Source organism: Pseudoxanthomonas sp. Root65, assembly GCF_001427635.1.
In the GTDB taxonomy this organism is placed as follows: Bacteria; Pseudomonadota; Gammaproteobacteria; order Xanthomonadales; family Xanthomonadaceae; genus Pseudoxanthomonas_A.
Map to the genome: position 1 here is coordinate 259,282 of NZ_LMHA01000001.1, position 19,386 is coordinate 278,667.

General features: G+C 67.6%; 25 protein-coding genes. 9 read left to right on the forward strand and 16 right to left on the reverse strand.

Features of this window, described 5'->3' with window-relative positions; translation table 11 throughout:
* Positions 1–194 precede the first annotated feature (194 nt).
* The 3 genes from ASD77_RS01105 to grxD are packed head-to-tail and all read right to left on the reverse strand — an operon-like array spanning position 195 to position 1,857.
* Positions 195–797, reverse strand: a complete 603-nt coding sequence (locus ASD77_RS01105) for a YhgN family NAAT transporter (protein ID WP_055940830.1) — start codon at positions 795–797, stop codon at positions 195–197.
* The gene (locus ASD77_RS01110; protein ID WP_082563059.1) at positions 794–1,540 is read right to left on the reverse strand and encodes an SDR family NAD(P)-dependent oxidoreductase; all 747 of its coding nucleotides are present in this window, start codon (positions 1,538–1,540) and stop codon (positions 794–796) included. Before ASD77_RS01110 ends, ASD77_RS01105 begins: the two co-directional genes overlap by 4 nt.
* Positions 1,537–1,857 (reverse strand): Grx4 family monothiol glutaredoxin, encoded by a 321-nt coding sequence (gene grxD / locus ASD77_RS01115; RefSeq protein ID WP_055936103.1) that lies wholly within the window; start codon positions 1,855–1,857, stop codon positions 1,537–1,539. The genes ASD77_RS01110 and grxD overlap by 4 nt, the downstream gene beginning before the upstream one ends.
* A 157-nt stretch (positions 1,858–2,014) precedes the next feature.
* On the opposite strand from grxD, the gene ASD77_RS01120 reads away from it, so the two are divergent.
* A complete protein-coding gene (locus ASD77_RS01120) occupies positions 2,015–2,593 on the forward strand; it encodes a Fe-Mn family superoxide dismutase (protein WP_055936105.1) in 579 nt (192 codons plus the stop codon).
* 78 nt (positions 2,594–2,671) lie between these two features.
* Here ASD77_RS01120 and ASD77_RS01125 read toward each other — a convergent pair whose 3' ends face one another.
* Both ASD77_RS01125 and purE read right to left on the reverse strand, forming a co-directional pair.
* A complete protein-coding gene (locus ASD77_RS01125; protein ID WP_055936109.1) occupies positions 2,672–3,814 on the reverse strand; it encodes a 5-(carboxyamino)imidazole ribonucleotide synthase in 1,143 nt (380 codons plus the stop codon).
* Positions 3,811–4,320: a 5-(carboxyamino)imidazole ribonucleotide mutase gene (gene purE, locus ASD77_RS01130; RefSeq protein ID WP_055936112.1), complete on the reverse strand. Its 510-nt coding sequence runs from the start codon at positions 4,318–4,320 to the stop codon at positions 3,811–3,813. Before purE ends, ASD77_RS01125 begins: the two co-directional genes overlap by 4 nt.
* Before the next feature lie 61 nt (positions 4,321–4,381).
* Between purE and ASD77_RS01135 the strand changes: the two genes are divergently transcribed.
* The 3 genes from ASD77_RS01135 to ASD77_RS01145 are packed head-to-tail and all read left to right on the forward strand — an operon-like array spanning position 4,382 to position 5,852.
* On the forward strand, positions 4,382–4,651 hold the full coding sequence (locus tag ASD77_RS01135) for a Trm112 family protein (protein ID WP_055936117.1): 270 nt from the start codon (positions 4,382–4,384) through the stop codon (positions 4,649–4,651).
* Complete coding sequence (nadC, locus tag ASD77_RS01140; protein WP_055936120.1) at positions 4,648–5,514, forward strand: carboxylating nicotinate-nucleotide diphosphorylase; 867 nt, start codon at positions 4,648–4,650, stop codon at positions 5,512–5,514. Before ASD77_RS01135 ends, nadC begins: the two co-directional genes overlap by 4 nt.
* On the forward strand, positions 5,511–5,852 hold the full coding sequence (locus ASD77_RS01145; protein WP_055936124.1) for a DUF3301 domain-containing protein: 342 nt from the start codon (positions 5,511–5,513) through the stop codon (positions 5,850–5,852). The genes nadC and ASD77_RS01145 overlap by 4 nt, the downstream gene beginning before the upstream one ends.
* 45 nt (positions 5,853–5,897) lie before the next feature.
* Here the strand turns inward: ASD77_RS01145 and ASD77_RS01150 are convergent, their stop codons facing one another.
* The 6 genes from ASD77_RS01150 to ASD77_RS01175 form a co-directional block, all read right to left on the reverse strand.
* On the reverse strand, positions 5,898–6,347 hold the full coding sequence (locus ASD77_RS01150) for a ClpXP protease specificity-enhancing factor (protein WP_055936127.1): 450 nt from the start codon (positions 6,345–6,347) through the stop codon (positions 5,898–5,900).
* Positions 6,348–6,408: 61 nt separating this feature from the next.
* Positions 6,409–7,044 carry a glutathione S-transferase N-terminal domain-containing protein gene (locus ASD77_RS01155; protein WP_055936130.1) on the reverse strand — a complete coding sequence of 212 codons (636 nt, stop codon included), beginning with the start codon at positions 7,042–7,044 and terminating at the stop codon, positions 6,409–6,411.
* 182 nt (positions 7,045–7,226) lie between these two features.
* Complete coding sequence (locus ASD77_RS01160; protein WP_055936133.1) at positions 7,227–7,973, reverse strand: cytochrome c1; 747 nt, start codon at positions 7,971–7,973, stop codon at positions 7,227–7,229.
* Positions 7,966–9,225, reverse strand: coding sequence for a cytochrome bc complex cytochrome b subunit (locus ASD77_RS01165; protein ID WP_055936136.1), 1,260 nt, complete (start codon positions 9,223–9,225; stop codon positions 7,966–7,968). Before ASD77_RS01165 ends, ASD77_RS01160 begins: the two co-directional genes overlap by 8 nt.
* A 3-nt stretch (positions 9,226–9,228) precedes the next feature.
* Positions 9,229–9,840, reverse strand: coding sequence for a ubiquinol-cytochrome c reductase iron-sulfur subunit (gene petA / locus ASD77_RS01170; RefSeq protein ID WP_055936139.1), 612 nt, complete (start codon positions 9,838–9,840; stop codon positions 9,229–9,231).
* Positions 9,841–10,006: 166 nt separating this feature from the next.
* Positions 10,007–10,903: a lytic transglycosylase domain-containing protein gene (locus ASD77_RS01175; protein WP_055936142.1), complete on the reverse strand. Its 897-nt coding sequence runs from the start codon at positions 10,901–10,903 to the stop codon at positions 10,007–10,009.
* A 218-nt stretch (positions 10,904–11,121) separates the two neighbouring features.
* Here ASD77_RS01175 and miaB point away from each other — a divergent pair, with 218 nt between their 5' ends.
* Positions 11,122–12,558 carry a tRNA (N6-isopentenyl adenosine(37)-C2)-methylthiotransferase MiaB gene (gene miaB, locus ASD77_RS01180; RefSeq protein ID WP_055936144.1) on the forward strand — a complete coding sequence of 479 codons (1,437 nt, stop codon included), beginning with the start codon at positions 11,122–11,124 and terminating at the stop codon, positions 12,556–12,558.
* An 11-nt stretch (positions 12,559–12,569) separates the two neighbouring features.
* Here the strand turns inward: miaB and ASD77_RS01185 are convergent, their stop codons facing one another.
* From ASD77_RS01185 to ASD77_RS01205, 5 genes are read right to left on the reverse strand one after another with little or no spacing between them, the layout of a single operon-like run.
* The gene (locus tag ASD77_RS01185) at positions 12,570–13,001 is read right to left on the reverse strand and encodes a hypothetical protein (RefSeq protein ID WP_055936149.1); all 432 of its coding nucleotides are present in this window, start codon (positions 12,999–13,001) and stop codon (positions 12,570–12,572) included.
* Positions 13,002–13,036: 35 nt separating this feature from the next.
* A complete protein-coding gene (locus ASD77_RS01190) occupies positions 13,037–14,122 on the reverse strand; it encodes an ABC transporter permease (RefSeq protein ID WP_055936152.1) in 1,086 nt (361 codons plus the stop codon).
* Positions 14,119–15,045, reverse strand: coding sequence for an ABC transporter ATP-binding protein (locus tag ASD77_RS01195; protein ID WP_156383556.1), 927 nt, complete (start codon positions 15,043–15,045; stop codon positions 14,119–14,121). Before ASD77_RS01195 ends, ASD77_RS01190 begins: the two co-directional genes overlap by 4 nt.
* A gap of 13 nt (positions 15,046–15,058) precedes the next feature.
* Positions 15,059–16,018: an HlyD family secretion protein gene (locus ASD77_RS01200; protein WP_055936158.1), complete on the reverse strand. Its 960-nt coding sequence runs from the start codon at positions 16,016–16,018 to the stop codon at positions 15,059–15,061.
* Positions 16,008–16,715: a TetR/AcrR family transcriptional regulator gene (locus tag ASD77_RS01205; RefSeq protein WP_055936161.1), complete on the reverse strand. Its 708-nt coding sequence runs from the start codon at positions 16,713–16,715 to the stop codon at positions 16,008–16,010. The genes ASD77_RS01200 and ASD77_RS01205 overlap by 11 nt, the downstream gene beginning before the upstream one ends.
* 100 nt (positions 16,716–16,815) lie before the next feature.
* On the opposite strand from ASD77_RS01205, the gene ASD77_RS01210 reads away from it, so the two are divergent.
* The 4 genes from ASD77_RS01210 to ASD77_RS01225 all read left to right on the forward strand — a co-directional run bounded on the left by ASD77_RS01210 (position 16,816) and on the right by ASD77_RS01225 (position 19,386).
* Complete coding sequence (locus tag ASD77_RS01210) at positions 16,816–17,160, forward strand: hypothetical protein (RefSeq protein WP_156383421.1); 345 nt, start codon at positions 16,816–16,818, stop codon at positions 17,158–17,160.
* Positions 17,161–17,189: 29 nt separating this feature from the next.
* The gene (locus ASD77_RS01215) at positions 17,190–18,176 is read left to right on the forward strand and encodes a PhoH family protein (protein ID WP_055936167.1); all 987 of its coding nucleotides are present in this window, start codon (positions 17,190–17,192) and stop codon (positions 18,174–18,176) included.
* Positions 18,177–18,320: 144 nt separating this feature from the next.
* On the forward strand, positions 18,321–18,809 hold the full coding sequence (gene ybeY, locus ASD77_RS01220) for an rRNA maturation RNase YbeY (protein ID WP_055936170.1): 489 nt from the start codon (positions 18,321–18,323) through the stop codon (positions 18,807–18,809).
* Between the two features lie 4 nt (positions 18,810–18,813).
* On the forward strand, positions 18,814–19,386 hold the full coding sequence (locus ASD77_RS01225) for a hypothetical protein (RefSeq protein WP_055936173.1): 573 nt from the start codon (positions 18,814–18,816) through the stop codon (positions 19,384–19,386).

Here is a 19,386-nt window from a genome sequence, read left to right on the forward strand (position 1 = left end):
GGTCGTTTCGAAGGGCGTGCTTAGGGGTTCCCATGGCCCACGCGGCGTCCGCGGAGGTTAATAACAGGTTAACACGATAGGACCATTTTGTGACCGCCGCATGACAAATTTCCGCAGCGCAACATGACAGCCGGACCGCCTGCGGGCGAACCCGCCCGGCGCCCGGTACGCCGCTGCCCCGCGGACGATGGGGGTCAGATGTTGGGGGGGGTCAGCTTGAGGTAGGTGCCGATGCCGTCCAGCACCATCTGCACGGAGATGGCCACCAGCAGCATGCCCATCAGGCGCTCGATGGCGGTCAGTACCCGCCGGCCCAGCCACTTGTAGAGCACCGTCGCCGAGAACAGGATCACCGCCGTGGCCCCCCAGGCCAGCAGCAGGGCCAGGCTCCAGTCGCCGAGCCGGGACGGGTCGTTGCTGCCCATCAGCATGACCGCCGCCATGCCGGAGGGGCCGGCCACCAGCGGAATGGCCAGCGGCACAATGAAGGGCTCGCCGCCCGGCAGTTCACCCATCAGCCCTTCCGGCCGGGGAAAGATCATCCGCACGCCGATCAGGAACAGCACGATGCCGCCGGCGATGGCCACTGACTCCTGCCGCAGGTGCATCATTTCCAGCGCGTATTTGCCGCCCCACAGGAACAGCATCAGCACGACCAGCGCGATCAGCAGTTCGCGCACCACCACGATGCGCTGGCGACGCGGCGGCAGCGGCTTGAGCACGCTGAGGAACACCGGGATGTTACCCAGCGGGTCCAGGATCAGGAACAGCAGCAGCGCCGCCGACAGGATGGTCATGCCCGCACCTTCCATATCTCCCCCCTGTGCGCGGCGCCGGCAGATGACAGCAGGGTGACACAGGCGGCGGCGTAGTCGCCGGCATCGCGCGCCTGCGCGTCGGTGTCGTCGGCATAGGCCCGCGAACGCAGCGCCGTGCGCATGGGCCCGGGCTGCAGCGCGGAAACCCGCACGCTGCCGGTGGCCAGTTCGGCATGCAGCATGCCCACCAGCGACGCAAGCCCGTGCTGGGCCACGCCGTAGGCACCCCAGTACGCCTGCCCCACCCGGCCAAGGTCGTCGACACTGAAGACCAGGGCGGCGTCATCCGACTGCTTGAGCAAGGGCAGGCAGGCCTGCGACAGCCACCAGGGTGCGGTGAGGTTGACGTGCACGATGCGGGCAAAGGCCGCCGGATCGGTGTGCTCGAGCGGCGTCAGGCCCTTGAACTCGGCCGCGCAATGCAGCACGCCATCCAGCCGGCCCAGTTCCGCCTGCAGGCGATCGGCCAGTTCGGCGTAGTCATCGGGCGTCGCGCCCTCTAGGTCGAGCGGATACAGCAGCGGCTCGGCACCGACCTTCGCGACGGCGTCGTACACGCGATTCAACTTGGGCAGCCTGCGTCCCAGCAGCACGACCGTCGCGCCGGCTTCGGCGCACGCGACCGCCGCCGCACTGCCCAGGCCGCCATGGGCGCCACTGACCAGCACGACACGCTGGTCCAGCGCGCGAGGCGCGCGCGTCGGCAGGCCGACCAGGCTCACTGGGCGAACGCCTCGGTCACGATCCGCTCCAGCTCGCCGGATTCGTGCAGTTCCAGGGTGATGTCGCAACCGCCGATCAGCTCGCCATTGATGAAAAGCTGCGGGAACGTCGGCCAGTTGGAGAAGCGCGGCAGGTTGGCGCGGATCTCGGGCTCTTCCAGCACGTTGATGGTATGGAGATGTTCGGCGCCCGCTTCGCGCAGCGCGTGCACGGCACGACTGGAGAAGCCGCACATCGGGAACTGCGGAGTGCCCTTCATGAAAAGGACGATCGGGTGGCCATCCACTTCGGCCTGGATGCGTTCCATCACCGGCATGCTGATTTCTCCTTCCTTGACGGTTTGGCAACCACCGTCGGGTACACTTTCGGTCCGTTCCGCCGGCCTCGCCCGCGGATTGCATAGTGTAAGCCTTTGCATCGCCCGCCGATGCCGGCACTGCCCCTTCTACCCGCCTAGCGTAAGGAACCGAGCCATGGCCATCGAACTGCCCCCCCTGCCCTACGACCGCACCGCCCTGGAGCCGCACATCTCCGGCGAGACCATCGATTTCCACTACAGCAAGCACCACAAGACCTACGTCGACAACCTCAACAAGCTGATCGAAGGCACCGAGTTCGCCGACGCGTCGTTGGAAGAGATCGTGCGCAAGTCGCAGGGCGGCATGTTCAACAACGCCGCGCAGGTGTGGAACCACACCTTCTATTGGAATGGCCTGAAGCCCAACGGCGGCGGCGAGCCGACCGGCAAGCTGGCCGAGCTGATCAACAAGACCTTCGGCGATTTCGCCAAGTTCAAGGAAGAGTTCACCAAGACCGCCATCGGCACCTTCGGCTCCGGCTGGGGCTGGCTGGTGCAGCGCCCGGATGGCTCGCTGGCGCTGGTCAGCACCTCCAACGCCGCCACCCCGCTGACCGGCGAGGACAAGCCGTTGCTGACCATCGACGTGTGGGAACACGCCTACTACATCGACTACCGCAATGCGCGCCCGAAGTACGTGGAATCGTTCTGGGCGCTGGTGAACTGGGACTTCGTGGCCGGCAACCTGCGCTGAGCCCAGGTCCACGCACCACGCAAAACGGCCGGGGAAACCCGGCCGTTTTCTTTTGCGCGCCGCGCGTGAGGGGCCGGGCTACGCGGACAGGCGCGCGACGACCGGTGCCACCTGCGCGTCGCGCCCCAGGCCTGCGCCCACGCGCGCCAGCGCCTGCGCCAGCGAAGACGCATCCTCCGCTCTCAGCGTGGCGTGGCCGACCTTGCGACCGGCACGGGATTCCTTGCCGTAGTCGTGCCAGTGCCCACCGGCTTCCTGCAGCACGGCGCGCGCATCCGGCATCTCGCCGATCCAGTTGAGCATGCAGGCGTGGCCGAGTACCCGCGTCTCGCCCAGTGGCAGGCCAAGCACCGCGCGCAGATGATTCTGGAACTGCGACGTTTCCGCGCCTTCGATCGTCCAGTGGCCGGAGTTGTGCACGCGCGGGGCCATCTCATTGGCGAGCAGCTCGCCGTCACGATAGAACAGCTCCAGCGCGAACACGCCCACGTAGTTCAGCGCCTCGGCCAATCGCCGCGCATGCGCATACGCCGCCTCGGCCAGGGCGTCATCGACGCATGCGGGCGCCAGGCTTGCCGACAGCACGCCGTCGACATGCCAGTTTTCGGTCAGCGGCCAGGTACGGAATTCGCCATCGCGACTGCGTACCGCGATCACCGACAACTCCCGCTCGAACGGAATGAAGGCTTCGACGATCAGGCCAACCGTGGCGGCCTGCGCGCCCAGCGCCTGCCACGCGGCATCGACATCCGCCGGCGACTTGATGCGGAACTGGCCCTTGCCGTCGTATCCCAGTCGACGCGTCTTGAGGATGCACGCACCCCCCAGCCGCCCGACGTTGGCCTTCAACGCATCCAGGCTGTCGACATCCGCGAACGGGCCGACGGGGATGCCGAGGTCACGGAAGAGGGTCTTCTCCACCAGACGATCCTGCGCCACGGCCAGCGCGCGCGGATTGGGGAATACGGGGACGCGGCTGGCGAGCCACTCGGCGCTCTCGGACGGCACGTTCTCGAAATCGAACGTGGCCACGTCCACCTTCGAGGCGAATTCGGCCAGCGCGGCCTCGTCGCGATAGTCGCCGACCAGCAGCGGCGCGAACTGGCCCGCGCACGCGTCAGCGGCGGTATCCATCACCAGGAAGCGCAGGCCGAGCGGCGCGCCCGAGAGCGCCAGCATGCGGGCCAACTGCCCGCCCCCCAGGATGCCTACCGTCGTCATAGCGGCAGGCGGGGATCGTCGTGCGCCATGACGTCGTCGGTCTGGCGTGTGCGGAAGGCATCGAGCGCGGCACCGATGGCCGGATACTCCGGCGCCAGCAGTGCGGCAGCGAACAGGCCGGCATTCGCGGCACCCGCGTTGCCGATCGCGAACGTCGCCACCGGGATGCCGGCCGGCATCTGCACGATGGACAGCAGCGAGTCCATGCCGTTGAGCGCCTTCGACTGCACCGGCACGCCTAGTACCGGCACTACGGTCTTCGCCGCCAGCATGCCGGGCAGGTGCGCCGCGCCGCCGGCGCCGGCGATGATCGCCCGCAGGCCGCGCGATGCCGCTTCGTCCGCATAGGCGAACAGCACGTCCGGCGTGCGATGCGCCGAGACCACCTTCACCTCGTAGGGAACACCCAGCGCATCCAGTTTGTGCGCGGCATGCTGCATGGTCTCCCAGTCGGAGCGGGAGCCCATCACGATGCCCACCACGGGGCTGGAAACGCTGGCGGTCATGGCCGTCCTCGGTCGCAAAGACGTATTCTACCCTCCTGACCGAATCGCTGAACGAGTCCCTATGGACCGCAAATTGCTGGACCTGCTCTGCTGTCCCACCACCCGCCAGCCGCTGGCCATGCTCGATGCACGCGGATTGGAAGCGCTCAATCGCGCCATCGCCGAGGGCCAGGTCAAACGCGCCGACGACACCGCGCAGACCGAGCCGCTGCGCGAGGCGCTGGTGACGCACGACCGCAAGACCGTGTACCGCGTCGAGGACGGCATCCCCGTCCTGCTCGCCGAGGAAGCGATCGCCACCGCACAGGCCGGCGACTTCCCCTCACGATGAGCACGCAACTGACGCCGCCGCCCGCCGACGTCATCGCTGCGGACGTCAGTCGCGCGCTGGCCGAGGATGTCGGCGGCGGCGACGTCACCTCAGCGCTGTTGCCGGACACCGCCGACATCGCCTACCTGCTGTGCAAGGAAGAAGCCGTCATCGCCGGCCGCCCGTGGTTCGATGCCTGCCACCGCGCGCTCGATCCCGACGTGCGGATCGAATGGCGCGTGCAGGACGGCGACCGCGTCACCGCCGGCACCGTGCTGGCCACGCTGGCCGGGCGCGCGCGTGCGCTGGTCACCGCCGAACGCGCGTCGCTGAATTTCCTGCAGACCCTGTCCGGCACGGCCACCGTCACCGCCGCGTACGTGGAGGCGGTGCGCGGCACCGGCTGCACCATCCTGGACACCCGCAAGACCCTGCCCGGCCTGCGGCTGGCGCAGAAATACGCCGTGCGCTGCGGCGGCGGACAGAACCACCGCATCGGTCTGTACGACGCGGTGATGCTGAAGGAGAACCACGTCCGTGCCGCCGGCTCGCTGGTGGCGGCCATCCGCGCGGCCCGCAGCGCGCAGCCGTCGCTGCCGCTGATCGTGGAAGTGGAGACGCTGGCGCAGCTCGACGAAGCCCTGGCAGCGGGGTGCGAGCGCATCCTGATCGACGACTTCGATGCCGAGACCCGGCGCGAGGCGGTGCGTCGCGCCAGGGCCGCACCGTATGCCGGCCGCATCCCGCTCGAAGTCTCCGGGGGCGTCGACCTGACCACGCTGCGCGGCATCGCGGCCGACGGGGTCGACTTCGTCTCGATCGGCGGCCTGACCAAGCACGTCCGCGCCATCGACCTGTCGATGAAGCTCGGTCCAGCGCCATGAACCTGTCGCCGCTCAGTGCGCTGATGTGGCTGATCGCCGGCGGCGCGGCATTCGCGTACTGGAATGCGGCGCGAGCCGCCGCCGAACGCGCGGGCGCGCTGGGGCGTAACGCCTGCAAGGCCGCCGGCGTCATCTGGCTGGACCAGAGCGTCCATGCCAACGGCCTGCGCCTGGCCCGCGGCGAGGACGGCTGGCTGGGCTTCGAGCGAAGCTTCCGGTTCGAGTACTCGCACGATGGCATCGATCGCCATGTCGGGCGACTGGTCCTGCGCAAGGGTCAGCTGGTCTCGTTCGTGGGACCGGTGGCGCCGTCGATCACGTCGATCGAACCGCACTGATCCGCCGCACCCGCCCGCTGTGGCGGGCCGGACGGGACAACCGGCTTACTTCACCACGCGCAGGAACGGAGGACGCTTGCCCGCGGGTGGCGGCGCATCGTCGTCAGGCGGCGTGTCCTGCGAGGTGGTCACGTCATCGTCGCCACTGGCGTCCGTGTCGTGCGGCACGTCATCCGGCAGGGCCATGCCCTGACCGGTTTCGCGCGAATAGATCGCCAGCACCGCGCTGATCGGCACGTGCACCGCATGGCTGACGCCGCCGAACCTCGCGGTGAAGCTGACCGCATCGTTGTCGATCATCAGCCGCACCACGGCGCGCTCGGCGATGTTCAACACCACCTTGCCTTCCTTCACCGCGCTTGCGGGCACCTGCACGCCCGCCATCGTCGCGTCCACCAGCAGGTGCGGCGTCATGCCGTTGTCGGCAATCCATTCGTTCAACGCCCGCAGCAGATAGGGGCGATGGCTGGTCATGCGGGAAGAGGCGTCGGTCATGTCACTTCTCGGCGGTCCGGCGCGCAGGAACGCCCGCGCGTCTGGTCCGCAAGTCGGTCGGTCAGACCGGGATCTCGCGCAGTTTCTTCTCGGGATCCGTCAGGCTGCGGAGGAAGCCGGGATGCCGGAAGATGCGGTTGCCATAGTCCTCGATCGCCTTGCCGTCCTTGGGCAGCGGCACGTCCAGCGACGGCAGGCGCCAGATGATCGGGGCCATCGCACAATCGGCCAGGCTCATCTCGGGATTGAGGAAGAACTTGCTCGCCTTGAACAGCGGCACCGAGGCGGTCAGCAGTTCCTTCAGGCGCTTGCGGCCCGCTTCGGCCTGCTGCTTGTTGCCCAGCTGGATGGCCTGCACCTGCGGCACCCAGTCGTGTTCGATGCGCAGCATGGCCAGGCGCAGGCGCGCGCGGGACAGCGGATCGACCGGCATCAGCGGCGGATGCGGATAACGCTCGTCGAGGTATTCGCTCACCACCGAGGCGGCGTACAGCACCAGATCGCGTTCCACCAGCGTGGGCACGGAGTGGTAGGGATTCAGATCGATGAGGTCTTCGGGCGGATTCTGCGGATCCACCGGCACCAGGTCGTAGCTCACGCCCTTGGCGGCGAGCACCAGCCGCACGCGGTGGCAGAGCACGTCATCGGTGGAGGAAAACAACGTCAGTGTATTGCGCATACGTGGGCTCGCAGCCATTCACGGCTCTCCGACGACCGGAATCCGCCGATCGCACCGACGCCGCCAGCCCCTTGCTGACGGTCGCCACGGTCCCTGAGTGTGCAATCCGCGCCGGAAAAAGCCAAGCAACCCCAGCCTGGCACTTCCCGTGCCGGTGCAGGCGTCACCGCCTGCACCGGAGCGCGGGTGCGCGACATCGCTTAGTGGACGTCCTTCCAGTACTCCTGCTTCAGCAGGTAGGCCAGGAACGTCAGCGCCGACAGGAACAGGATCACCCACACGCCGATGCTCTGGCGCTTCAGGGCCGCCGGCTCGCCGACATACTCCAGGAAGTTGGTGATGTCGCGCGCCGTCTGGTCGAACTCGCGCGCATCCTGGCGCCCGGCCTGGGTCACCTTGAGGCTTTCCACGTGCCGCTCGCCGGTGGCCGGGTCGGGCTGGCCGAACTCGGCGTGCTGCAGGCCCTGAAGCTCCCACAGCGGATTGGGCATGGACGCGTTGGGGAACAGCTTGTTGTTCCAGCCCAGCGGACGCGACTCGTCCAGGTAGAACGACTTGAGGTAGGTGTAGATCCAGTCGCTGCCACGCACGCGCGAGATGACGCTCAGGTCCGGCGGCATCTTGCCGAACCACTTGGTGGCCGGGTCGTGCGGCATCGATACCTGGATCTGCTCGCCGAACTTGGCGCCGGTGAAGTTGAGGTTGTTCATCACCTCGTCTTCGGTCAGGCCCAGGTCCTCGGCCATGCGCGAATAGCGCATGTACTTCAGCGAGTGGCAGCCGGCGCAGTAGTTCATGTACAGCTGGGCACCACGCTGCAGCGACGCGCGGTCGCCCAGGTCGTTGCCGGCCTGCAGCTTCTCGCCGCCGCCGGCGGCGAACACGGAGAACGAAATCAGCAACCCGCTGGCGAAGACAGCTAGGCGAGAGGCGAAAGTCTTAGTCATGCGTCGTCACCCGGTCGGGCACTGGCTTGGTCTTGTCGATCCTGGTCCAGATCGGCATGGTCAGGAAGAACAGGAAGTAGAAGGCGGTCAGGAAGCGGCCGATGATCGTCTCCACCGGATCCGTACCCGGGCCGGCGCCGATCTTGCCCAGCCAGATGAAGCAGATGGCGAACACGCCCAGCAGCAGCTTGGACAGCAGGCCGCGGTAGCGGTAGGACTTGACCTTGGCACGGTCCAGCCACGGCACCAGGAACAGGATCGCGATGGCGCCGAACATCACCAGCACGCCGGACAGCTTGTGCGGCACCACGCGCAACATCGCGTAGTAGGGCGTGTAGTACCACACCGGCTTGATGTGCTCCGGAGTGACCAGGCGGTTGGCTTCGGTGAAGTTGTCGTGCTCCAGGAACCAGCCGCCCATGGCGGGGGCGAAGAACACGATGAAGGCCGCGAAGATCAGGAAGCCACCGACGTAGAAGCCATCCTTGACCGTGTAGTACGGGTGGAACGGCACGCCGTCGGCCGGCGCCGTCGGCGACCAGCGGTTGCCCTTCGGTCCCTTCTTGATCTCCACGCCATCCGGATTGTTCGAGCCGACTTCATGCAGCGCGAAGATGTGCAGCACCACCAGCAGCAGCAGCACCAGCGGCAGCGCGATGACGTGCAGCGCGAAGAAGCGGTTGAGGGTGGCGTCGCTGGGCAGGTAGTCGCCCATGATCCACTCGGTCAGGCCGTTGCCGATCACCGGGATGGCGCCGAACAGCGAGATGATGACCTTCGCGCCCCAGAACGACATCTGGCCCCACGGCAGCACGTAGCCCAAGAAGGCTTCGGCCATCAGTACCAGGTAGATCAGCATGCCGAGGATCCACACCAGCTCGCGCGGCTTCTGGTACGAGCCGTACATCAGGCCGCGGAACATGTGGATGTAGACGACGATGAAGAACAGCGAGGCGCCGGTGCTGTGCATGTAGCGGATCAGCCAGCCCCACTCCACGTCGCGCATGATGTATTCGACCGAGGCGAAGGCTTCCGCCGCGCTTGGCTTGAAGTGCATCGTCAGGAAGATGCCGGTCAGGATCTGGTTGACCAGCACCACGATCGACAGCACGCCGAAGATGTACCAGATGTTGAAGTTCTTGGGCGCGTAATACTCGCTCATGTGCTTGCGGTACACGGGCATGAAGCCCGGCGCGCGCGCGTTGAACCAGTCCACGACGCCATCGGCGGTACGGGTGATGATGTTCGCCATGGCTTATGCGCCCCCCTGCGGGTCGAGGCCGACGATGATGGTCGTGTCGTTCTCGTAGTAATGCGGCGGGACCACCAGGTTGGTGGGTGCGGGCACGCCCTGGTAGACGCGGCCGGCCATGTCGAAACGCGACTTGTGGCAGGGGCAGAAGTAGCCGCCCTTCCAGTCCGGGTCGTACGGCTCCGGCTTGATCTCGGCGGCCATTTCCGGCGAGCAGCCCAGGTGGGTGCACAGCCCGACCAGCACGGAGATCTCCGGCTTCAGCGAGCGCGCTTCACCGGTGATGTACGACGGCTGCTGGTCCTTGTTGGCCGACTGCGGGTCGCGCAGGTTGCCGTCCAGGGTGGGCAGTGCGTCCAGGATCGCCTTGGAGCGCTTGACGATCCAGATCGGCTGGCCGCGCCATTCCAGGATCAGGCGCTGGCCTTCCTGCAGGCCGGTCAGGTCGGCGGTCACCGGGGCACCGGCCAGCTTGGCGCGGGCGCTCGGATTCCACGACTTGATAAAAGGTACTGCTGCAATACCGGCACCCACTGCACCCACCACCGCGGTGGTCGCAGTCAGGAACCGGCGTCGGCCCGTATTCACAGGCCCATTGACCCCATCGATGGCCATCCGGCACTCCGCAAAACAATCAGGTAGCTAAAAAGGCTGCCAAGGCCGCACCCCAGATACCGGTGCGGGCCGCAAAAGACGGCAAAGTGTAACGGATGGCTTAATGGGCCGACAACGGCTGCCGTGGAATCAAAGGCTTGCGTGCGCCCAAGGCGCCCGCCGCGACTCAGCGCGCGGCGACGGCCTGGCGGTAGCGGTCGGCCAGCACGGCCACGCGCTGCACGTAGCGTTGGGTTTCCTTGTACGGCGGCACGCCACCGTGGCGGTCCACCGCGCCCTCACCGGCGTTGTAGCCGGCGGCGGCCAGCGTCAGGTTGCCGTTGAAGCGCTTCAGCAGCCAGGACAGGTACTGCGCGCCGCCGCGGATGTTCTGGCCGGCGTTGTAGGAATCGGTCACGCCGAACCGGCGCGCCGTGGCCGGCATCAGCTGCATCAGGCCCTGCGCGCCGGCATGCGACAGCGCCATCGGGTTGTACGAGGACTCGGCGTGCATGATCGCGCGCAGCACGGCCTCTTCCACGCCGAACTCGCGCGAGGCCGCGGCGATCTCGGCCTGGTAGGCGGAGGTATTCAGCCGCAGCCGGCCGAAATCGACGCCCGGGTTGCCGCAGGCGAAGCAGGTTTCGATGTAGCTGTACTTGATGGTGCGCAGGCTGGCCACCTGGGTGCCGCCCTGCGGACGCGCGCTGGTGTAGTGGCGCACGCCATCCTTGATATAGGAATAGACCTGCCCGCTGACCACGCGGCGCGGACCGGTCGCGGCGGGTACCGGCGCCGTGACGGCGGCCGGGACGATGGCACTGGCCGAATCGGACAGCGCCGGGGCATTGGCGGCCCCGATGGCCGGGGTGGTTTCGACAGGACGGGAGACCGAGGCGACCTGGGTCGGGCGGCTGCGGTCGGGCGTGTAGCGGCTCACGACTTCGCAGCGGGAACCGCTGACACGCTTGCTGACGTACGCCGGCACACCGTCGGCGCCGGTGCACTTGTACAGCGTGCCCGCGCTGGCCGGCAGTGCGGTCAACGCGGCCAGCATGGCCAGAAGCGTCAGAGTCCCCCTCATGCCGCGCAGTGTCCGGGATTCCCGGGTGATTGCCAAGTCCTTGTCCAACAAAGGTTTCCTCCAATCTGTGCCGCCGGTCGGAGTTCGACGCATCGGCGGCACGGCAGCCCTGTCCGGGCCCGATATCCCCTATCAACGCCATCCGACCCGGCTACCGGCCGCGGGGACAGCGCGTAGACTACGCAGCCCTGCCCGCCCACCCGACTGGATTAAGCGCCATGACCGGGACGCAAGCCCCCGAACTGCCGACCACGGCCGGCCCTGCCGTGACCGACCCCGCCCTCGTTCCCCTGCCCATCGGACGCCCGCGTGCGCCCGAGCAGGTGCGCGGAAAGCTCTACATCAAGACCCACGGGTGCCAGATGAACGAGTACGACTCGGCCAAGATGGCCGACGTGCTCGCCGCCTCGGACGGGCTGGAACTGACCGACAACCCTGAAGAAGCCGACGTGGTACTGGTCAACACCTGTTCCATCCGCGAGAAGGCGCAGGAGAAGGTGTTCAGCCAGCTCGGCCGGTGGAAGGCGCTGAAGGCCGGCGGCCGCGACGTCATCATCGGTGTGGGCGGTTGCGTGGCGTCGCAGGAAGGCGAGGCCATCGTTAAGCGCGCGCCTTACGTGGACCTGGTGTTCGGTCCGCAGACCCTGCACCGCCTGCCGGAACTGATCCGCGCCCGCCGCGAGCAGAACAAGCCGCAGGTCGACATCAGCTTCCCCGAGATCGAGAAGTTCGACCGCCTGCCCGAGCCGCGCGCCGAGGGCCCGTCGGCGTTCGTGTCGATCATGGAAGGCTGTTCCAAGTACTGCTCGTTCTGCGTGGTGCCCTACACCCGCGGCACCGAAGTCAGCCGTCCGTTCGAGGACGTGCTGGTGGAAGTGGCGCAGCTGGCCGCGCAGGGCGTGCGCGAGATCAACCTGCTCGGCCAGAACGTCAATGCCTATCGCGGCCTTTATGGCGAAGGCGAGATCGCGGACCTCGGCCTGCTGATCCGCACCATCGCCGAGATCGACGGCATCGGCCGCATCCGCTTCACCACCTCGCATCCGCTGGAGTTCAGCGACTCGCTGGTAGATGCCTACCGCGACGTGCCGCAGCTGGCCAACTTCCTGCACCTGCCCGTGCAGGCGGGCAGCGACCGCGTACTGTCGGCGATGAAGCGCGGCTACACCGCGCTGGAGTTCAAGCAGAAGATCCGCAAGCTGCGCGCGGTACGCCCGGACATCTCGATCAGCTCGGACTTCATCGTCGGCTTCCCCGGCGAGACCGACGCCGACTTCGAGAAGACCATGAAGCTGATCGAGGACGTCGGCTTCGACCAGAGCTTCAGCTTCATCTATTCGCGCCGGCCCGGCACGCCGGCCGCCGACCTGGAAGACGACATCTCCGACGCGGTGAAGCACGCGCGCCTGGAACGCCTGCAGCAGCATATCAACGCGTATGCCGCCGGCATCTCGCAGCGCATGGTTGGCACGGTGCAGTCGGTGCTGGTGGAAGGGCCGTCGAAGAAAAACCCGAACGAGCTGACCGGCAAGACCGAGAACATGCGCTCGGTGAACTTCCCCGCGCCGCCGCGGCTGGTCGGCCAGTTCGTCGACGTGCTGATCACCGAGGCGCTGTCCAACTCGCTGCGCGGGCGCATCGTCGGCACCGACTGAGCCGAGCAACGCTAGCCGACGGCAGGCAAGGGTACGCCGTCGCGCTCGTTGTCCCAGATCATGTGGATGATCTTCCAGCCATCCTCGCCCTTGTAGAGCTGGATGCTGTTGATGCCGCGCCGCTCCGGCACGGCGTCTTCGGGCGCGTGGCGCGCTTCGTACGCGCTCCACACGTGGGCGATGTTGCCGAATACGCGCACTTCGCGCCCGGTCTCGACCTCGAAAAAATCCATCTGCGCCAGCAGTGCGTCGGCGTTTGCGCGATATTCCGCCAGCGAGAACGACTGCCGCCACGGCGTTCCCTGCGCATCCACGCCGGTGCGCATCTGCCGGCAGTCGGGATGGAAGACCGCCGCCTGCGTCGACCAGTCACGGGGACCGGCGGGTCCCGAGATCATGGCGTACATGGCGTCCACCACCGCACCAATCGAGGCTTCGTCCATTGCGGCACTCCAGGGTCGGATGAAGCGCCAGCCTATCAGTCCAGCCGCTTGCGGAACCGCAGGATTGCCGCCGTCATCATCACCGCGGTGAAGGCCAGCAATGCCAGCACGTCCGCCCACAGCTCCCACAGACCGGCGCCACGCAGCATCACGCCGCGGATCAGGCGCAGGAAGTGCGTCAGCGGCAGCGCTTCGGCAATCCATTGCACCGCCTTCGGCATGCCGGCGAACGGGAACATGAAGCCGGACAGCAGGATCGACGGCAGGAAGATGAAGAACGTCATCTGCATGGCCTGGAACTGCGACTGCGCGCGGGTGGAGATCAGCAGGCCCAGCGTCAGGTTGGCCACGATCAGCAGGCAGGCGGCGATGTAGACATGCAGCAGACTGCCACCCAGCGGCACCTGGAACAGCCATGTGCCCAGCGCCAGCACCACCGTCGTCTGCACCAAGCCGATGGCCACGTACGGCAACACCTTGCCGATCATCAGTTCGGCGCTGCTGACCGGCGTGGCGATCAGCAGCTCCATGTTGCCGCGCTCGCGCTCGCGCACGATGGCCACTGCGGTGAACAGCACCATGGTCATGGTCAGGATCACCCCGATCAGCCCGGGCACGATGTTCACCGCCGAGCGTCGCTGCGGGTTGTAAAAGCCGACCACGCTGATCGCGCGCGTCGCCAGCGGACCACTGCTGCCGTCCAGCGGCATCTGCGCAAGCTGGGCGGCAGCGCTCTGCACGGCGTTGTCGCTGCCGTCCACGAAGATCTGCACGGCCTCTCGACCTTCCGCGCGACGGCGTTCGTAGTCCGGCGGAATGACGATGCCGATGCTGATTTCGCCGCGGCGCATCGCATCCACCAGTTCCTGAGGCGTGGCCGCCTCCCGCGTCGGCGCGACCACGCCGGTGGCGACGATGTCCGCCACCAGCGCGCGCGACACCGAGGTGCGGGCCTGGTCGGCGATGCCTGCTGACAGGTCGCGCAGGTTGGTGTTGATCGCGTAGCCGAACAGCAGCAGTTGCATCACCGGGATGCCGACGATCATCGCCAGGGTGATGCGGTCGCGACGCATCTGGCGGACCTCCTTCACCATCACGGCCATCAGGCGGCGCAGGTTCATGCGGCCTCCTCGCGCGCCGGCTGGCCGCGCGTGGCGGAGACAAAGACGTCCTCCAGGTTGGCCTGTGACGCCGACACACCCGCTTCGATGCCTGCGCTCAGCAGGCCCTGCGCGATGTGCGCGGCGGCATCGCCGTTCTCGGCCACCAGCACACGCAGCACGTTGCCGATCTGGGCCACGCTGATCACACCCGGCAGGCCGATCAGCACCTTCTGTGCCTGGCGTGGCTGTGCGGCCTCGACGACCAGCGTGCGCCCGGCCAGCTCGCCGGTCAGTGCCTCCGGTGTGCCGTCCGCGACCAGCACGCCGCGGTCGAGGATGGCGATGCGGTGGCAGCGCTCGGCTTCGTCCATGTAATGCGTGGACACCAGCAGCGTGGTGCCTGCATCAGCCAGCTCGAACAGCTTCTCCCAGAAGTCGCGGCGCGACTCCGGATCGACCGCGCTGGTGGGTTCGTCCAGGAACAGCAGTTCCGGTTCGTGGATCACCGCGCCCGCCAGTGCAAGGCGCTGCTTCTGTCCGCCGCTCATCGTGCCTGCGAGTTGCTTCTGCCGGTCCTGGAAGTGGTACTGCTCGACCAGCGCGTCGATCCGACGCCGCGCCTGCGCGCGCGGGATGTCCTGCACCGCGGCGAGAAACTCGAGGTTCTCGCGCACCGTCAGGTCCTCGAACAGCGAGAACTTCTGCGTCATGTAGCCGATGCGGGTGCGCAGCGGGTCGGCCTGCTCGGGAATGCGCAAGCCCAGCACCTCGATGTCGCCGGCGCTCGGGGTCAGCAGGCCGCACAGCATGCGAATGGTGGTGGACTTGCCGGAACCGTTCGGACCAAGGAAGCCGTAGACATTGCGTCGCGGCACGTCGAGATCGACTTCGTTCACCGCCACCAGTGCACCGAAGCGCTTGGTCAGTCCACGGACGCGGATCGCGAGGCTCCCGTCACTGGTCGCCATCGGACACCACCTGCACTGGCGCACCGACCGGCAGGTCGGCCGCCTCCTTGCCCAGGCTGATTTCGGCCAGGTAGCTGAGCCGTGCCGCGTCCTGCCCGGTCAGCGCGAAGTACGGCGTGAAGCTCGGTTCGCTGCGGACCATCCGCACGCGGCCTGCGTATGCCTTGTCCTGTCCATCCAGACGCACCTGCACGCTGTCGCCGACCTTCAGGGTGTTGCGCTGTGCCTGCGGCAGGTAGACCCGCGCATACGGCGCGTCGCCGACCAGCATCACCGCCAGCGGCGCGCCGACCGGCGCTTGGTCGCCCAGCTTGTACGGCAGGCTGTCGATGCGGCCCGCGCGCGGCGCCACCACATTCAGCTTGTCCAGCGTGACGGCCTGTACGGCGGCCTGCGCTTCGGCGGACACGACGGCAGCAGCGCCCTGCGCGACCTGCTCGACGCGCGTGCCGCGCTCCAGTTCCAGCAGCGCCGCCTGCGCCTGCCGCACCTGCGCCTGCGCGCTCTGCGATGCCGCGCGTGCGCGATCGACCTCGGACGCGGCGACAAGCTGCTGCCGTCCCAACGGCTGCAGGCGCGCGTAGTACGCGTCGGCATCGCGGGCCTGCGCCTGCGCCGCGGCCAAGCTGGCGCGCGCCTGCGCGATGTCTTCGCCGCGTGGGCCGGCACGCAGTTCCGCCAGCGCTTCCCGGCTCTGCGTGGCCTGCGCCTGCGCTGCCGCCAGCTGCGATTGCGTGCGCGCCAGTTCCAGTTGCAGCAACGGCGCACCGGCGGCCACCTGCTGACCCTCGCGGACGTCGATGCGCACGATCTTCTCGGCGACCGGCGACGGCAGCGTCACCCGGTCCCATTCCAGCGTGCCCAGCGCGCGTGGCGCATCGGCCTTGCAGCCGGTCAGCAGGATCAGCGCGACCGCCAGATTCGCGCGGGGCAGTTCACTTCGCATGGTCCAGCTCCAGTCCGCGGTCCAGCAGCACCAGCGTGTGCCGGCGCAGGTCGTTGAAGTCGATGTCGTTCGCGCCGAACAGCTGGCGCCAGATCGGCGCGCTCGCCATCGGAAACATGGTCAGCCCGATCAGCGACACCATCAGCAGGCGCGGGTCCAGGTCCGGGTTGAGCTGCCCAGCCTGCTGCGCGGCAGCGAACCGACCCGCCATCATCTTCGGCAGCATCGGGCCGACCTGGTGGATCATCGTGTCGCGCAATGCGCCGCCCTCGCAGAGGATCTCGCGCACCCACAGCGTGGGCAGCCACGGATGCCGGGCGACCACGCCGCCGATGCCATGCACGAAACCCGCCACCAGCGCGGCCACGTCGCCCTCACCGGTCTGCATCACTGGCTCGCGCATCTGCGCCACCACCGGCAGCAGTCGCTCGGCCACCACCGCCTGCTGCAGCTGCGCCTTGTCGCCGAAGTAGTAGTGCACCAGTGCCGGCGTCACGTTGGCTTCGCTGGCGATGTCGCGCAGCGAACTGCCGGCGATGCCCTTCCTGACGAAGCAGTCCAGGGCGGCGTCGAGCAGCGTGGCGCGGAGATCGGCCGACTCGGCGGTGGGTCGCCGGCCGCGGGCGCGCTTGCGCGGGGGAGTGGACGCCGATTTCTTGGCGGGCGCTTCGGTCGAAAGGGGTCTGGAGGTCTTCATAGAATCATTTAATTTATTACTTAATTAAATTTCAAGACCGCTCCGACGAGCGGCACGTGATGGCTCGTGTCATGGCCACGGGTTACGCTGCCCGCCCGCCTTGAGTTCGCCAGGAATCGCCGCCATTTCCTCCGACAGCCCGCGCCTGTGGGTGTTCACCCTGGAAGCCCGCCCCCTGCCCGACAGCCCCGACTTCGTCGAGGCCGGCGGGGCCTTCGTGACCTGCTACCTGCGGCCGGGTTTCGCGCCGGACCCGATGCGCCGTGCCATCGCCTTCGTCCGCGAGCAGGGATGGGAGGTGATCTCGGTGGAGGACGAGCCGCTGCAGATCGAGCGCCACGACGCACCCGAGGGCGAACACTTCGACCAGGCGCTGGTCGATGACGAGGTCTATGTCTTCCACCAATGGCCGGTGGACGATGCGGACGAGCAGACGCGCCACTGACCCCACGCGACGAGATACCTGCCCCACCCATGACTGACCCCAGCACACGCGAATTCACCCTGCAGCCCGAGAACGTCGAACGCCTCGCCAACCTGGCCGGCCCGTTCGATGCGCACCTGCGCCAGATCGAACTGCGCCTGGGCGTGGAGATCGCCAACCGCGGCGCCATCTTCCGCATCACCGGGCCGGAGAAGTCCGCCGCCGCCGCCGAGAAGCTGCTGCACGCGCTGTACGAAGAATCCGCCAGCGAGACCTTCGACAGCGAAGCCATCCACCTGCGCCTGAATGCGGCCAACGTCGACCGCGTCGCCGAGGCCGACTACGCCCCGCAGGACGTGGCCATCAAGGTCAAGCGCGGCACCGTGCGCGGCCGTGGCGCCAACCAGGCCAAGTACCTGCATGCCATCGCCACCCACGACATCAACTTCGGCATCGGCCCGGCCGGCACCGGCAAGACCTTCCTGGCCGTGGCGAGCGCGGTCGAGGCGCTGAACGAGTCGCGCGTGCAGCGGCTGATCCTGGTGCGCCCGGCGGTGGAGGCCGGCGAGAAGCTCGGCTTCCTGCCCGGCGACCTGACCCAGAAGGTCGATCCCTACCTGCGCCCGCTGTACGACGCGCTGTACGAAATGCTCGGCGTGGAGAAGGTGGTCAAGCTGCTGGAGAAGAACGTCATCGAGATCGCGCCGCTGGCCTACATGCGCGGCCGCACGCTCAACGATGCCTTCGTGATCCTCGACGAGGCGCAGAACACCACCATCGAACAGATGAAGATGTTCCTCACCCGCATCGGCTACGGCAGCACCGCCGTGGTCACCGGCGACCTGACCCAGATCGACCTGCCCAAGCACCAGAAATCCGGTCTGAAGGACGCGCTGGAGGTGCTGCGCGGCGTGGATGGCATCTCGTTCAACTTCTTCACCAGCCGCGACGTGGTGCGCCATCCGCTGGTGGCGAAGATCGTGCGGGCTTACGATGCACGCGATGGCAAGGATGCCGAGACTGGCCCGACGACGTAGATTCCTCTGCCGTCATCCCGGCGCACGCCGGGATCATTCTGATTACCCTGTCGCGCGCAGCTCATCATCAAGCAACGGCAAAATGGATGACCGGCCATGCGGCTGGTGAAAACCCGGCCTCGGCCGGAATGACGAGCAAAGAAGATGACCCAAGGCCCCGTCCGTCTCGAAGTCGCCGTCAGCTACGCGCTGCCGCGCGCCGGCATTCCGTCCGCGCTAAGTTTCCGCAAGTGGGTGGCGGCGGCGCTGAAGGGCCGCATCCGCGAGGCGGACCTGGCCATCCGGATCGTCGACAGCAAGGAAGGCCGCGCGCTCAACCGGCACTATCGTGGCCGCGACTACGCGACCAACGTGCTCAGCTTTCCCGCCGAGATGGCCGAGGGCGTCAAGCTGCCCAAGGGCGTGAAGATGCCGTTGCTCGGCGACCTGGTGATCTGCGCCCCCGTCGTCGCGCGCGAGGCGAAGGAACAGAAGAAGCCGCTGGCCGCGCACTACGCGCACATGACCGTGCATGGCGCGCTGCACCTGCTGGGCTGGGACCACGAGGACGACAAGGAGGCCGAGTGCATGGAACAGCTCGAACGCGAGATCCTGGCCGAACTCGGCATCGCCGACCCCTATGCGGAAGACTGACGGCATGTTGCGTGTCCCGACCTTCGCGCCGCTGCTGGCGCTGTGCCTCCCGCTGTCCGCTGCCGCGCAGGACACACGCCCCGATCTCGCCCGCCTGATCGAATGCCTCGGCGACCTGGCGCAGCTCGCCGCGCTGGCACCCGCGCTGGAGGATCCGCTGAAGGCGGTCGCACTGGGCTGGCAACCGTTGCCGCAGGCGAACATGTTCATGACCGAGTACCGCCTGGCCACGCCGATCCGCGTCTTCGGGCAGGACACGGACCACATCGCCTTCTCCGGCGGCGGCATCGTCGCCGTGCTCGACCTGCCCGACCCGCGGCCGCTGGCGAAAGAGCTGGCGCTGGAAACCGCCATCGACACGCCTGCCAAGGCGATGTTCGGCAAGGAAGTCCGCAGCGAGGACGTCCGCGACCCGGCATCGGGCAAGGTCTGGATCGACTCGGCCGTGCTCAACGTCAGCAATGTGTCGTCCCATCCCGGCAAGACGCTGGCGGGCTGCAGCTACAGCCAGGACCTGCCCGAGGACGACCCGGAGGGCGATGCGCCGACGCCTGCGCCGGCCGTCCAACCGGGTTAG

Excerpts from the sequence above, each read along its gene's own strand:
- ASD77_RS01105 (WP_055940830.1), bottom strand. The coding sequence starts at position 797 with ATGACCATCCTGTCGGCGGCGCTGCTGCTGTTCCTGATCCTGGACCCG.
- grxD (WP_055936103.1), bottom strand. The coding sequence starts at position 1,857 with ATGCCGGTGATGGAACGCATCCAGGCCGAAGTGGATGGCCACCCGATC.
- ASD77_RS01120 (WP_055936105.1), top strand. The coding sequence starts at position 2,015 with ATGGCCATCGAACTGCCCCCCCTGCCCTACGACCGCACCGCCCTGGAG.
- ASD77_RS01125 (WP_055936109.1), bottom strand. The coding sequence starts at position 3,814 with ATGACGACGGTAGGCATCCTGGGGGGCGGGCAGTTGGCCCGCATGCTG.
- purE (WP_055936112.1), bottom strand. The coding sequence starts at position 4,320 with ATGACCGCCAGCGTTTCCAGCCCCGTGGTGGGCATCGTGATGGGCTCC.
- ASD77_RS01135 (WP_055936117.1), top strand. The coding sequence starts at position 4,382 with ATGGACCGCAAATTGCTGGACCTGCTCTGCTGTCCCACCACCCGCCAG.
- nadC (WP_055936120.1), top strand. The coding sequence starts at position 4,648 with ATGAGCACGCAACTGACGCCGCCGCCCGCCGACGTCATCGCTGCGGAC.
- ASD77_RS01145 (WP_055936124.1), top strand. The coding sequence starts at position 5,511 with ATGAACCTGTCGCCGCTCAGTGCGCTGATGTGGCTGATCGCCGGCGGC.
- ASD77_RS01150 (WP_055936127.1), bottom strand. The coding sequence starts at position 6,347 with ATGACCGACGCCTCTTCCCGCATGACCAGCCATCGCCCCTATCTGCTG.
- ASD77_RS01155 (WP_055936130.1), bottom strand. The coding sequence starts at position 7,044 with ATGGCTGCGAGCCCACGTATGCGCAATACACTGACGTTGTTTTCCTCC.
- ASD77_RS01160 (WP_055936133.1), bottom strand. The coding sequence starts at position 7,973 with ATGACTAAGACTTTCGCCTCTCGCCTAGCTGTCTTCGCCAGCGGGTTG.
- ASD77_RS01165 (WP_055936136.1), bottom strand. The coding sequence starts at position 9,225 with ATGGCGAACATCATCACCCGTACCGCCGATGGCGTCGTGGACTGGTTC.
- petA (WP_055936139.1), bottom strand. The coding sequence starts at position 9,840 with ATGGCCATCGATGGGGTCAATGGGCCTGTGAATACGGGCCGACGCCGG.
- ASD77_RS01175 (WP_055936142.1), bottom strand. The coding sequence starts at position 10,903 with ATGAGGGGGACTCTGACGCTTCTGGCCATGCTGGCCGCGTTGACCGCA.
- miaB (WP_055936144.1), top strand. The coding sequence starts at position 11,122 with ATGACCGGGACGCAAGCCCCCGAACTGCCGACCACGGCCGGCCCTGCC.
- ASD77_RS01185 (WP_055936149.1), bottom strand. The coding sequence starts at position 13,001 with ATGGACGAAGCCTCGATTGGTGCGGTGGTGGACGCCATGTACGCCATG.
- ASD77_RS01190 (WP_055936152.1), bottom strand. The coding sequence starts at position 14,122 with ATGAACCTGCGCCGCCTGATGGCCGTGATGGTGAAGGAGGTCCGCCAG.
- ASD77_RS01200 (WP_055936158.1), bottom strand. The coding sequence starts at position 16,018 with ATGCGAAGTGAACTGCCCCGCGCGAATCTGGCGGTCGCGCTGATCCTG.
- ASD77_RS01205 (WP_055936161.1), bottom strand. The coding sequence starts at position 16,715 with ATGAAGACCTCCAGACCCCTTTCGACCGAAGCGCCCGCCAAGAAATCG.
- ASD77_RS01215 (WP_055936167.1), top strand. The coding sequence starts at position 17,190 with ATGACTGACCCCAGCACACGCGAATTCACCCTGCAGCCCGAGAACGTC.
- ybeY (WP_055936170.1), top strand. The coding sequence starts at position 18,321 with ATGACCCAAGGCCCCGTCCGTCTCGAAGTCGCCGTCAGCTACGCGCTG.
- ASD77_RS01225 (WP_055936173.1), top strand. The coding sequence starts at position 18,814 with ATGTTGCGTGTCCCGACCTTCGCGCCGCTGCTGGCGCTGTGCCTCCCG.